This is a genomic window from Bradyrhizobium sp. 14AA, assembly GCF_054185205.1.
Genome location: NZ_JAVAYM010000015.1, coordinates 54,890 through 67,990 on the forward strand (window position 1 = coordinate 54,890; position 13,101 = coordinate 67,990).

Annotated in this window: 10 protein-coding genes; 6 read left to right on the forward strand and 4 right to left on the reverse strand. The window is 65.9% G+C overall.

All coding sequences use genetic code 11. The annotated features are described in order from the left end of the window. Positions 1 to 216 precede the first annotated feature (216 nt). The 4 genes from RAD15_RS25230 to fsrB all read left to right on the forward strand — a co-directional run bounded on the left by RAD15_RS25230 (position 217) and on the right by fsrB (position 4,409). Positions 217 to 1,356: a methionine ABC transporter ATP-binding protein gene (locus tag RAD15_RS25230; protein WP_458180893.1), complete on the forward strand. Its 1,140-nt coding sequence runs from the start codon at positions 217 to 219 to the stop codon at positions 1,354 to 1,356. Further along, positions 1,346 to 2,011: a methionine ABC transporter permease gene (locus RAD15_RS25235; RefSeq protein WP_458180894.1), complete on the forward strand. Its 666-nt coding sequence runs from the start codon at positions 1,346 to 1,348 to the stop codon at positions 2,009 to 2,011. The genes RAD15_RS25230 and RAD15_RS25235 overlap by 11 nt, the downstream gene beginning before the upstream one ends. Before the next feature lie 28 nt (positions 2,012 to 2,039). Further along, complete coding sequence (locus tag RAD15_RS25240; protein ID WP_458180895.1) at positions 2,040 to 2,813, forward strand: MetQ/NlpA family ABC transporter substrate-binding protein; 774 nt, start codon at positions 2,040 to 2,042, stop codon at positions 2,811 to 2,813. Positions 2,814 to 3,116: 303 nt separating this feature from the next. Continuing rightward, positions 3,117 to 4,409 carry a siderophore utilization protein FsrB gene (fsrB, locus tag RAD15_RS25245; RefSeq protein ID WP_458180896.1) on the forward strand — a complete coding sequence of 431 codons (1,293 nt, stop codon included), beginning with the start codon at positions 3,117 to 3,119 and terminating at the stop codon, positions 4,407 to 4,409. A 15-nt stretch (positions 4,410 to 4,424) separates the two neighbouring features. On the opposite strand, the gene acnA is transcribed toward fsrB, so the two are convergent. The 3 genes from acnA to RAD15_RS25260 all read right to left on the reverse strand — a co-directional run bounded on the left by acnA (position 4,425) and on the right by RAD15_RS25260 (position 9,320). Further along, positions 4,425 to 7,010, reverse strand: a complete 2,586-nt coding sequence (gene acnA / locus RAD15_RS25250; protein WP_458180897.1) for an aconitate hydratase AcnA — start codon at positions 7,008 to 7,010, stop codon at positions 4,425 to 4,427. A 10-nt stretch (positions 7,011 to 7,020) separates the two neighbouring features. Further along, the gene (locus RAD15_RS25255) at positions 7,021 to 8,334 is read right to left on the reverse strand and encodes an MFS transporter (protein ID WP_458180898.1); all 1,314 of its coding nucleotides are present in this window, start codon (positions 8,332 to 8,334) and stop codon (positions 7,021 to 7,023) included. A gap of 110 nt (positions 8,335 to 8,444) precedes the next feature. Beyond that, on the reverse strand, positions 8,445 to 9,320 hold the full coding sequence (locus tag RAD15_RS25260; RefSeq protein ID WP_458180900.1) for a GntR family transcriptional regulator: 876 nt from the start codon (positions 9,318 to 9,320) through the stop codon (positions 8,445 to 8,447). Between the two features lie 260 nt (positions 9,321 to 9,580). Here RAD15_RS25260 and RAD15_RS25265 point away from each other — a divergent pair, with 260 nt between their 5' ends. Further along, complete coding sequence (locus tag RAD15_RS25265; RefSeq protein ID WP_458180901.1) at positions 9,581 to 10,660, forward strand: lactonase family protein; 1,080 nt, start codon at positions 9,581 to 9,583, stop codon at positions 10,658 to 10,660. A 95-nt stretch (positions 10,661 to 10,755) separates the two neighbouring features. Further along, positions 10,756 to 11,571, forward strand: coding sequence for a hypothetical protein (locus RAD15_RS25270; RefSeq protein WP_458180902.1), 816 nt, complete (start codon positions 10,756 to 10,758; stop codon positions 11,569 to 11,571). Positions 11,572 to 11,647: 76 nt separating this feature from the next. Here RAD15_RS25270 and RAD15_RS25275 read toward each other — a convergent pair whose 3' ends face one another. Then, a complete protein-coding gene (locus RAD15_RS25275) occupies positions 11,648 to 13,099 on the reverse strand; it encodes an aldehyde dehydrogenase (protein WP_458180903.1) in 1,452 nt (483 codons plus the stop codon). Positions 13,100 to 13,101 lie beyond the last annotated feature (2 nt).

The following is a 13,101-nucleotide window of genomic DNA, read 5'->3' on the forward strand; positions in this document are numbered from 1 at the left end:
CCCTCCCCGGCGAAGGAATATTCTTCGCCGGGGAGGGATTGGGAAATCTTCGTCCAACTCCTCCCAAATCATTGAAATTGCAAGGAAGACCGGAAAGAGCGATGGTGCGTGCTGCAGTGCAGCGCGTTCCGCTCCGAGCGTGGTACTGCTTCACCTCCCGTCGCTGATGCGACCCGGTCGTTTTGCCTTTTCGGGCGGGCGAGCGAATTATTCTGCATGAAGGCCGTCTCCATGAACGCCCACCAATCGCTCGCGATCGGACAACCGATCGAAACGCTTGAAGCGATTTCACCAGCCGCAACCGAGCCGGGCGCGATGGTCCGTTTCGAAGGCATCTCGAAGACCTATCCGGCGTATCGCGGCAAGCCCGGCGTCAACGCGCTGCAAAATATCGATTTCGCGATACCGCGCGGTTCCATCACCGGCGTGATCGGCCGCTCGGGCGCCGGCAAGTCGAGCCTGGTCCGGCTCATCAACGGGCTGGAGAAGCCGACCTCCGGCCGCGTGATCGTGGACGGCCGCGATATCTCAGCCCTGGCAGGCCGTGAACTCAGGCTGGCGCAGCGCTCGATCGGCATGATCTTCCAGCATTTCAACCTGCTGTCGTCGCGCACTGCGGCCGACAACATCGCGCTGCCGCTCGAGATCGCCGGCTGGGCCAAGGCCGACATCAAAACCCGCGTCGCCGAGCTGCTGGCGCTGGTCGGCATCGCCGACAAGCACGACCGCTATCCGTCGGAGCTCTCCGGCGGACAGAAGCAGCGCGTCGGCATTGCGCGGGCGCTCGCGACACGACCGAGCGTGCTGCTGTCGGACGAGGCGACCTCGGCGCTCGATCCGCAGACCACGCGCGCCATCCTCGATCTGCTCGCGAACATCAACCGCGAGCTGGGCGTGACCATCGTGCTGATCACCCACGAGATGTCCGTGGTGCGCCAGCTCGCCAAGGAAGTCGTGGTGCTCGACGCCGGCCATGTCGTCGAGAGCGGCCATGTCGCCGACATCTTCACCCATCCAAAGCATCCGATCACGCAGTCCTTCCTGGCGGAGGTGATCGGCGACAGCCTGCCGGTCTCGCTGGCGAGCCGGATCGTTCCGGAACCGTCGGCCGGCGGGCAGGCCGTGATCCGCGTCCAGGTGCGAGGGGCAGGGGCCGGCGATACGCTGGTCGCGCGGCTCGCCCGCGAGCTCGGCCTCGACGTGGCGCTGCTGTCCGCCCGCATCGACGAGATCGGCGGCCAGCATGTCGGCTCGCTGACCCTCGGTATTCCCGGTGGTGAGGACGCGGTGACGCGAACGCTCACCTGGCTGTCTCAATATCAATTCCCGGCGGAGCGTCTCGGCTATGTCTCCTGAACTTATCAACCTGATCATCCAGGCCACCTTCGAGAGCCTGTACATGGTCGGCATCGCGGCGCTGCTCGGCACCGCCTTCGGCCTGCCGCTCGGCGTCTTTCTCGCGACCAGCCGCAAGGGCGAGCTATTCGCGGCGCCCGCCGTCAATCGCGTGCTCGGCATCGTCGTCAACGCGACGCGCTCTACGCCCTTCATCATCCTGGTCGTCGCCATCATCCCGTTCACCCGGCTCGTTGCCGGCACCTCGATCGGCTCGACCGCGGCGATCGTGCCGCTGACGATCGCATCGACGCCGTTCATCGCGCGCCTGGTCGAAGCCGCGATCCGCGAGGTCGATGGCGGCCTGATCGAGACCGCGTCCTCGTTCGGCGCATCGCCCATGCAGATCGTGCTCAAGGTGCTGATCCCCGAGGCGCTGCCGGGCCTGCTGCTGGCGCTGACGCTCGCGGTGGTCAGCCTGCTCGGTTACTCCGCCATGGTCGGCGCCGTCGGCGGCGGGGGTCTGGGCGATCTCGGCATCCGCTACGGCTATCAGCGCTTCATGCCGGAGATGATGCTGGCCGTCGTCGTCGTGCTGATCGCACTGGTGCAGCTGGTGCAGAGCGCGGGCGATTATCTGGCGCGACGGGTCAACCGTCGGCTGCGGCATCGCTGAGCCGAATTTTCTGAAACTGGAGACTTCAATGCGTTTTCTCGCAACCCTTGCGGCTGCAGCCTTGCTTGCGACCACCGCTCGCGCCGAAACCATCCGGGTCGGCGTCACCGCCGGTCCCCATGCCGAGATCCTGGACGTCGTGAAGAAGGTCGGCGCCGAGCGCGGCCTCGACATCAAGGTCGTCGAGTTCACCGATTACGTGATCCCGAACCAGGCGCTGGCGCTGAAGGACCTGGAAGCGAACTCGTTTCAGCACGAACCGTATTTGAAGAACCAGATCGCCAAGACCGGCTGGAAGATCGTCAAAGTGGCGAACACGATCGGCTCGCCGCAGGGCGTCTATTCGCAGAAATACAAGAAGCTGGCCGACTTGCCGGACGGCGCCCGCGTCGCGATCGCCAACGATCCCTCCAACGGCGCCCGCGGCCTGATGATCCTGGCGCTGCACGGCGTGATCAAGCTGAAGGACCCGAACAACGTCTCTTCGACCATCGCCGACATCACCGACAACCCGAAGAAGCTGCGCTTCGTCGAGCTCGATGCCGCCCAGCTGCCGCGCGCGCTCCAGGACGTCGACGTCGTCTCCATCAACAACAATTACGCCGTGCAGGCCGGCCTCAATCCAGCGACCGACGCGATCGCCCGCGAGAATCCCGATGGACCCTGGGTCAACATCCTCGCCGTCCGCGAGGAGGACAAGGACAAGCCCTGGGTCAAGCAGCTCATCGAAGTCTATCACTCCGATCCCGTTAAGGCGTTTCTGGAGACGCGCTTCAAGGGCACGTATTTGCCGACCTGGTAAAGCCCAACGCGCGTCAGGCAGTGCGCCTGGCGCGACGCCGCGCCGCAGACGGGCAGTCATTTGCCCGTTTGGAAGTATTCCAATTCTAAAAGCACGGCATCGCGGACCGCGCCCATCGCGCGGCACATCGTGAATGGGCGCATTCGCCGCACGGGCTGCGCACACGTCTGGAGAAATTCTAACGCTGTTCCTATCGCACTCCGAAATCGCCTGAGTTAGGGCGGGGCATCAAAAATGGCATTCGCCGGGCCGGCAGTAAGACTGCCGGCCATGATGCCCGATCTGCTGAGTGAAATTTGAACCATGAGAGCGATATTCGGCAGGTTGCATCGCTGGGCCGGGCTGCTCACGGCCGGCTTCCTGTTCTTCTCCGGCATCACCGGGGCGATCATCTCCTGGGACCACGAGATCGACGACGTCCTGAACAGCCACCTGTTCGACGTTACCAGCAAGGGCCCGGCCATTCCCTCGATCGAGCTCGCCAAAACGATCGAGCAGCGCGATCCCCGCGCGCGCGTGGTCTATCTCTTCATGACGCCGGAGGAGGGCCACTCGCTGTGGTTCTTCATCATGCCGCGGATCGATCCCGCGACCGGCAAGCGTTACGCCCTCGACTACAATCAGATCTTCCTCGATCCCAACACCGGCGCTGAGCTTGGCCGGCGCTATTGGGGCGCGGTGTGGCCGGTGACGCGCGAGAACTTCGTCTCGTTCCTCTACAAGCTGCACTACACGATGCACATCCCGGAATTCTGGGGCAGCGACCGCTGGGGCATGCGCGTGCTCGGCGTGATCGCCATCATCTGGACCATCGATTGCTTCGTCGGCTTCTACCTGACGCTGCCCTCGCGGCGACGCGCCAAGGCGGCGCGGGCGCCTGAGGTCACGCGCCAGCTCGACCGCGGCTTCTGGGCGCGCTGGGCGCCGGCCTGGGCCATCAAGACATCGGGCAGCGCCTACCGGATCAATTTCGACATCCATCGCGCCTTCAGCCTCTGGACCTGGGGCGTGCTGTTCGTCATCGCCTTCACCGCGTTCTCGCTGAACCTCTATTTCGAGGTGTTCTCGCCGCTGATGAAGATGGTGTCGAACTACACGCCGACGCCCTATGAGCAGCGGCCCTATCGCGACCTCGACGATCCCATCGAGCCCAAGGTCACCTTCGCCGACATCGCCGCGCGGGCTGCCGCGGACGGCAAGGCGCGCGGCTGGATCGTCCCGGTCGGCTCGATCAACTACGGCCCCGCCCATGGCGTCTATGCCGCCGCCTTCTTCAATCCCGGCGACGATCACGGCGCCGGCGGCGTCGGACCGGCGCAGCTCTATTACGACAGCGAGGACGGCCGTCCGATCGGCGAACGGCTGCCCTGGGTCGGCACCACCGCCGACATCTTCGTGCAGGCGCAGTTTCCGCTGCATTCGGGCCGCATCGTCGGCCTGTTCGGACGCATCCTGATCTCGATCATGGGGCTGGTCGTGGCGGCACTCTCGGTCACCGGCGTCGTGATCTGGTGGCACAAGCGCCGTGCCCGTGTCCGCGTCCGCGAGACCGCGGCGATGCGCCTGAGCCGCCGGCAGCTCACGCCGGCGGAGTAGGGCACCAGGTTCGTGTCAAAGCGCCCGCCGCAAGATCAGCGGCAGGAGGCCGCCGGCCCGGAGAATCTCGCATTCGAGGCTGGTCTCGATCGCGGCCATCGCCTCGAACCGATCGATCTCGGTGTTGTCGCGACGGATGCGAACGACCACGCCGGCGCGAGGGCGAATGGCCTCGACCGACGCGTCGATCTCGATCTCGTCGGTCGGGCGCAAGGCCAGATCCTGCGGCCGGCGATCGGAGGGCAGGCGGAGCGGCAGGACACCCATGCCGATCAGGTTGGAGCGATGGATACGCTCGAAGCTCAGCGCCAGCACCGCGCGCACACCGAGCAGCGCGACGCCCTTTGCGGCCCAGTCCCGTGACGAGCCCATGCCGTAGCGCTCGCCCGCGATCACCGCGACAGGGCGGCCCTCTTCGGCGTAGCGATCCGCTGCACGCCACAGCGCCATGTGTTCACCGGTGCCGGCGTGAACCGTGCTGCCGGGACGCAATTCGCCCGCCAGCAGATTGCGAACGCTCTTGTTGGTGAAGAGGCCGCGCAGCATCACCTCCCAATTGCCGCGGCGCGAGGCAAAGACGTTGAGATCATGCGCGCTCTCGCCGCGTGTCACCAGATAGTTGCCAGCGTCACCAGTGGCGGGAATAGCACCAGCGGGCGAGATGTGGTCGGTCGTAATGTCGTCGTCGAGCACCAGCAAAGGCGTCGCGGCATAGCGGCCGAGGCGCGTGCCCTTGCCGAGGCTCGCAAACGGCGGCCGGCGGATATAGGTCGAGGCCTGATCCCAGGGAAACAGTGCCGTGTCCGGGGCATCCAGGGCGGCCCAATCGGCACTGGCCTCGGCGGCTTCATAGGCGGTGGCATAGTCGCTCGCCTCGCGCGCCTGCGCCAAGGCAGCATCGATCTCGGCACCGGTCGGCCAGAGACCCGCGAGGTGGACGTCATGCCCATCGGCGCTGCGTCCGATTGGATCGTGGAGGATGTCGCGCCGCGCATCGCCGGCGAGCGCGAAGGCGACGACGAGCGGCGGCGAGGCGAGAAAGCCGTTCTCGACCTGGCTGTGGACGCGGCCGGGAAAATTGCGATTGCCGGACAGCACGGCAACGGGCGCGATCCTCCGTGACGTCACGGCCTCGGCCATGATTGGCGCGAGCGGGCCTGAATTGCCGATGCAGGTGGTGCAGCCGTAGCCGACAATGCCAAAGCCGATGGCTTCGAGGTCCTCCATGAGCCCCGCTCGGCGCAGGTAGGTTTCGGCGGTCGGCGAGCCCGGCGCGAGCGAGGTTTTCACCCAGGCGGGCGGGGTGAGGCCAAACCGGCGCGCCTTGCGGGCGAGGAGGCCCGCGGCGATCAGCAGGCGCGGATCGGAGGTGTTGGTGCAGCTGGTGATCGCGGCGATCGCGACCGAACCGTCGGCTGGCCCATCGGCCAACGAAGGCCCGGCCGCCGTGCCGAGCGCCTCGATGGTGCGGCTTGCCGCGATGCGATCCTGCGGGCGACGCGGCCCGGCCAGGCTGACCTCGACCTCGTCGAGATCGATCGTGAGCGTCTCGGTGTAGCGCGGCCTGGCCTCCGGATCGAACCACAGATGCTGCCGGCGGGCATAGGCCTCGACAAGCGCGACCAGCTCGGGCGAGCGGCCGGTCTGCGCGAGGTAGTCGAGCGTGTGCTGGTCTATCGGGAAGTAGCCGGAATTGGCGCCGAACTCCGGCGTCATGTTGGCGACGACGGCGCGGTCGCCGGCCGACAGCGTGGAGACGCCGGGACCGTAGAATTCGACGAAGCGGTCGGCGAGATCGACGCGGCGCAGCCGCTCGGTGACGGTGAGCGCGAGATCGGTGGCAAGCACGCCCTCGCGCAAGCGGCCGGTGAAGTTTACCCCGATTACGTCGGGCACGCGCAGCATCACGGGCGTCCCGAACATCACGCTCTCGGCTTCCAGCCCGCCGACGCCCCAGGCGAGCACACCAATGCCGTTGATCATCGGCGTATGGCTGTCGGTGCCGATCAGCGTGTCAGGCGCCGCCCAGAGCGCGCCATCACGATCGAAGCCGGTGACGACGCTCGCCAGGCGCTCGAGATTGAGCGTGTGCATGATGCCCGTGCCGGGTGGATGCACGCGCACGCCTGACAGGGCGGAGGTCGCCCATTTCATGAAGCGGTAGCGCTCGGCATTGCGCTTCAGCTCATGCTGCATGTTCAGCCTGATCGCGTCCTTGCATGCGAACACGTCGACGCCGATCGAGTGATCGGTCGAGACATCCACCGGCAGCACGGGATTGAGGCGGGCCGGATCGCCGCCGGCCTCGGCCAGCGATGCGCGCAGGCCCGCGATGTCGACCAGGGCAGGGCCGCAGGTGGTGTCGTGCATCAGGATGCGTGAGGGCTGGAAGGCGATCTCGCGCTCGCTCCTGCCGTTTCGCAGCCAGTCACGGATCGCCGCGACGGCCTCGTCGCGTTCATCCCCGGCATTGCGCAGCACGTTTTCCAAGAGAATGCGCAGGATCACCGGCAGCTGCGTCAGATCATGGCCCGCGGCGCCGGCGATGTCGGCGATGCGGTAGGTCTTGCCCGCGGCTGAAAGGGTGGTGAAGTCGGCCATGACAGCGTCCTCAGGCGTGCTGCTCGGCCGGCTTGGCACGCGCAGCAGCGGCGCCTTCCATCCGCGCAAACCAGGTCATCAGGAAGGAGACGAACAGCAGACCGCTCAGGAACAGCAAGCCGCCATAGGTGCTGCCGGTCCAGTCCTTGATCGCACCGATCGCGTAGGGCCCCGCAAAGCCACCGAGATTGCCGATCGAGTTGATGGCGGCGATCGAGACTGCCGCAGTCGATCGACTGAGGAACAGCCCCGGCAACGACCAGAACGGCGACTTGAAGGCGTAGATCCCGGCCAGCGCCAGCGAGATCAGCGCCATCGCAATCGCCGGCTGCACCACGAGACCGGTGAAGGCGAGGGCGACGGCGCCGAGCAGCAGCGGCAGCGCCGAATGCTTCTGCCGCTCGCCGGTCCGATCGGAATTGCGCGACCACAGCACCATCACGATCGTGGCAAAGGCGTAGGGCAGCATGGCAATGAGGCCGATCTCGAAATTGGTCAGCGACGACGACATCCCCTTGATGATCTGCGGCATCCAGAGGCCGATGCCGAGATTGCCGACCTGGTAGACGAAATAGATCACCGACAGGAACAGCACCCTGGGATTGGTGATCGCAGCGAGCACGCCGAGATGCTCGACGTCGGGACGGGCGGCGTGGTCCTTGCGCAACTCGCCGCAGAGCCAGTCGCGCTCCTCTGTCGTCAGCCAGCGCGCCTGCTCCGGGCTGTCCGTCATGATGAAGTAGTTCACCACGCCAGCGATCACGGCGGGGCCGCCCTCGAGCAGCAGCATCCAGCGCCAGCCGCTCAGGCCGAAGCCGGACATGTGGTCCATGATCCAGGTGCTGAGCGGCGCACCCAGCAGATACGACACGGGAATCGCGGCGGTGAACAGCGCCACCGTGGTGGCCTGCTCCTTGGCGCGGAACCAGTAGGTCAGATAGATGATGATGCCGGGAAAGAAACCGGCTTCGGCGACGCCGAGCAGGAAGCGCAGCACGTAGAGCTGCGTTGCGGTCTGCACGAAGGCGGTCGCGGTCGCGACGATGCCCCAGGTGATCAGGATGCGCGAGATCCAGATGCGGGCGCCGTATTTGTTGAGCGCGACGTTGCTCGGCACCTCGAACAGGAAATAGCCGACGAAGAAGATGCCGGCGGCAAAGCCGAAGGCCTCGCTGGTCAGCGCCAGCTCCTTGTTCATCTGCAGCGCGGCGTAGCCGATGTTGGCGCGGTCGAGATAGGAGATCACGTAGAGCGCGAAGCAGTATGGCACGATGCGCCAGAACACCTTGCGCGTTGCGGACTGCTCGACAGATGTCGTGGACATGGCGGCGCTTCCCTGTGGTTGTGGTTGGCGCGCTTGTCCGTCCCTCCGGCAGCCGCCTTCGGGAGCGTTATTGCATTTTCAATTATAAACGACAATATCGAAGTACTGCGTCAGGCGCGGGGGATCTTGATCAGTCCCGCGCCGGAGATATGCACCCGCAGGAAGTCGGCGGCCTCCTGGCGCAGTCCTTTCTCCAGCAAATCCAGGATGTTGAGGTGCTCGCGGCACTGCTGCGGCAGTCGGCTGCGATCGACCGTGATGCGGTATTCGACGAGGCGCCGCAGCCGGTTGACGCGCTTGACGGCGTCGAGGAAGAACGGGTTGCCGCCGCAGATCATCAGCATCTCGTGGAAATCATTGTTGGCGGCAAAAATCTCTGCGCGCGAGGCGCGCTTGTAACCGCCATCGAGCAGCCATTGCTGCTTTTCGCGCGCCGCCGCAAAGGCCGCGTGGTCGAGCTGGAAGCTCGGCAGCATCAGCGCCTGCGGCTCCAGCGCAATGCGCAGCTGATAGCCTTGCTGGTAACTCTCGCGCGAGGTCAGGAGCGGCCCGAAGGCCCAGCCATTGCCCGGCAGACGCTCGATCCAGCCTTCATCGGCAATCTTGGTGAGAACCTTCAGCAAACGGGTGCGCGACAGGCCATAGCGCCGCATCAGCTCGCTTTCGCTGACGCGCTCGGGCAGCTTGCCCGAAAGCCGGTCCTCGGCGATCGCGAAGTACCACTCGTCCTCCGGTTCCTCGCCGGCATCGACGGTTTCAGGGAGATCGCGCGCACTCTTGACCAGGAAGAAGCCGCGGTTCGGTTCGGAACGCACGACCTTCATGTCTTCCAGGATCTGCAGCGCGGCGTTGATGGGCGCACGCGAGACCCGCAGTGCGTCCGCCAGCGTCTGGCTCGGCAAATGCTGGTCGGCCTCGAGATCGTTGACGCGGATGTAGTCGAGGATCCGCGCGGTCATCTGGGTGGCAAGGTTGGGACGAGGCATACGATCGACTCGAAAAGGTCCGGAGCAGGGATCATTGGCCGACCCGCCGGACCGGCACAAGGGGCGTCAAGCCCATTGAGCCTAGCCCATAATTGTGTTTTAAATGATAAAAAGCAATATGGGAGATGACGATGCCGCCACCACATTTGGCCGGGATGTCCCGGCGCAGCCTGGCGCATCTCGCAATCGGCGGCGCATTCGCCGCGATCGCGCCATCCCGATCACACGCACAGGCGCGTCAGGCGTCAGGGGAGCAGAGAATGTCCGAAGCAGCTGCCTCGTATGTCTATGTCGGCGCGCGCACCACGAAGGAGCGCAACGCCCGTGGCGACGGCCTCAATGTCTATCGCATGGACAATGCGAGCGGAGCGTGGACCCACCTCCAGCTGCTCGGCGAGCTCGTCAATCCGTCGTTCCTCGCGTTCGACCGCACCCGGCGATTCCTCTACACCGTGCATGGCGATCTCAGCGACATCACGGCAATGGCGATCGATCCGGCCAGCGGCCAGCTTCGGGTGATCAACCGCCAGAGCACCGAGGGCAAGAACCCCGTGCATCTCGCGATCGACCCAAGCAACCGTTTCGTCGTGGTCGCCAACCACATCACCTCGACGCTGGCGCTGCTGCCGCGTCAGGACGACGGCTCGCTCGGCGCGGTGATCGATCTGGTCAAGCTGGAGGGCAAGATCGGACCGCACCGGGTGGAGCAGCCATTTGCAAAGCCTCACCAGGTCGAATTCGATCCCTCCGGCGGCTTCATCATCGTGCCGGACAAGGGGCTCGATCTTGTCTTCACCTACCGGATCGACGCGGAGAAGGGGAAGCTCGTGCTGGCCGCGAAGCCTGTGCAGGCGCGCGAGGGCGCAGGTCCGCGCCACGTCGCATTCCATCCCGGCGGCCGGTTCGCCTATGTCGTCAACGAGCTGGATTCGACGGTGACCGGCTATCGCTTCGATCCGGCCACTGGCACGCTCGAGCCGCTCCAGGTGGTCTCGGCCGTGCCCGATACATTCACCGGCAACAGCCGGGCCGCGGAGATCGCGGTCTCGGCCGACGGCCGCACTGTTTATGCCTCGAATCGAGGCAACGACAGTATCGCGATCTACGCAATCGACGCGGCGAGTGGCCGGCTGACGCCGGTGGGCTGGACCTTGAGTGGCGGCAAGACGCCGCGGTTCTTCGCATTCGGGGCGTCCGACAAGTTCCTGTTTGCCGCCAACGAGGACAGCGACACGGTGACGATGTTCACGCGTGCCGGGGATGGCCGCCTCACGGCGACCGACAAGACGGTGAAGGTCGGAAGCCCCGTCTGCATCCTCTTCAGGGAGTGCCAATCATAGGGCAGGGCCACTCGGTCACCTCCTTGGCCGGTGAACCTTGCCGCGACATCCGGGCACAAAGACTGGAGATCATTTCCAGCCTTCCGGACATCGCAATGAGATCGCTTGCCTTGCTCTGCCTGCTTGTCCTGGCCACCGCCGCACAGGCTGCCACGCCCGAGCAGCACTATCTCGACCTGCGCGATCGCTACATTGCAAAATTCTCTAAAGCCGAGGAGAACGACGAGACCTCTCGGCAGCACGATGCCGCGCTTGCGGAACTGACAGGCGTGCTGCGCGGTCTGGTGGGCCCCGTCGCGATCAAGGGGCTGCCGGCCGACGGCAAGTCGAACGCCGACACGCTCTTCAAGGGCGACTCAGGCTTCGGCCATCTCGACGGGCTCGGCTTCGCCTCCGAGGGCGACAAGATGCAGGCCGTGGTCACCACGACCGCGCTGCTCAAGCACTGGCTCATCGAGCATCGCGAGGACGGAATGCCGCAGGACATTGGCGCGGCCTTCAAGTCCGACCGATTCTACTACGGCGCCATCCAGGACTCCGCCTTTGCCAAATACGCCGAGCTGCCGATCACCAAGCCCGCATCAGCGAGCGCCGCGGTCGCCGTGCTCGGCCTACGCGGCAATGGCGACCTGAAGGGACCGCCGCATGAAATCGACGTGGTCGCGATCCAGGGCGATAAGGTCTTCTTCCTCGCCGCAACCGACGCCGTGAAGACGGCCGAGATCCCGGCCTGCGAAAAGGTCTGGAAGCAGATGATGGCCAGGAAGACCCCGCAGGACACCATGGCCAAAGAGGACCAGGCCATGGACGCCTACACCAAGTGCTTCGCCAAGGAGGCGCCAAGCCAGAGCTGGTACGCCACGGCGGTGAAGAAGGCGCAGAGCCAGTTGGACCTGCTGCCGCTACGCTAAGGCGAACCGCTGCCGGCGACCGTCCGATCAACGGTCGGATGGCCGCCGGGCGCAGGTCCGCGGCGCGGGCCTCGCTTTAGAACGGATAATGGCGAGGCCCGGTCTGCACGGTGATCCAGCGCAGCTCGGTGAACTCGTCGATGGCCGCGCGGCCGCCGAACCGGCCGTAGCCTGACGCCTTGGTGCCGCCGAACGGCATCTGCGGCTCATCGTGCACGGTCGGCGCATTGACATGGCAGATGCCGGCCTCGATCCGCCTGGCAACGCCGAGCGCGCGCGCGATGTCGCGGCCGAACACGGCGGAGGAGAGGCCGTATTCGGTGTCATTGGCGACCCGCACGGCCTCGTCCACTCCGCTCACGCGGACGACGGTCACGACAGGACCAAAGCTTTCCTCGCCATAGATCCGCATCGCCGGCGTGACGTGATCGACGATCGTGGCCGGCATGATGGTGCCGCTGCCGTGCCCGCCCGCCGCGACCACGGCGCCCTTGGCGACGGCATCGTCGATCAGGCCGCGTACGCGGTCGCAGGCCGCACCGCTGACGAGCGAGCCGAGCACGACATTGCCTTTGCGGGGATCGCCATGGGGCAGGCTCTTCGCTTTCGCAGCGAACTTGGCAATGAAGGCGTCCGCCACCTTGTCGTCGACGACGATCCGTTCCGTCGACATGCAGATCTGACCCTGATTCATGAACGCGCCGAAGGCTGCGGCGTTCACGGCAGCATCGAGGTCCGCGTCGTCGAGGACGACGAGCGGGGCCTTGCCGCCGAGCTCCAGCAGCGCGCGCTTCAGGTGCTTGGCGCAGGCCAGCGCGATCAGGCGACCGACACGGGTCGAGCCCGTGAAGTTGACGCGGCGGATCGCAGGATGTGCGATCAAGGCTTCGACAACGGCCTGCGCATCCTCGGGCGCGTTGGTCACGACGTTGACGACGCCGTCGCCGAGGCCGGCCTCCGTCAGGCAGCTTCCGATCAGACGATGCACGCCTGGGCTCATCTCGGAGGCCTTCAGCACCACCGTATTGCCGCAGGCGAGCGGCATCGCGACGGACCGGACGCCCAAAATGACCGGGGCATTCCACGGCGCAATGCCGAGCACGACGCCGACCGGCTGGCGGTAGGCCATGGCGAGATTGTCGGGCTTGTCGGTCGGAATGACCTCGCCGGAAATCTGCGTCGTCATGGCGGCGGCTTCGCGCAGCATGCCTTCGGCAAGATGTACGTTGAAGCCGGCCCAGCCCGCCGTGGCACCGGTCTCGGCCACCATCAGCGCCGTGAACTCCGCCGCCCGGCGCGCGAGGATGTCGGCGGCCGCGCTGAGCCGCTTGCGGCGCTCGGAGGGGCCGAGCTGCGACCAGGCCGGGAAGGCGGCCGCCGCAGCGTCGGCGGCGCGCATCGCATCGTCGATCGAGGCCGCCGCCACTGTGGTCGCGACCTCGCCGGAAATCGGGTTGTGGCGCTGGAAGGTGCGCTGGTTGCTGGCCGACTGGTCCTTGCCGCCGATGAGAAGGTCGATTGCGTTCATGG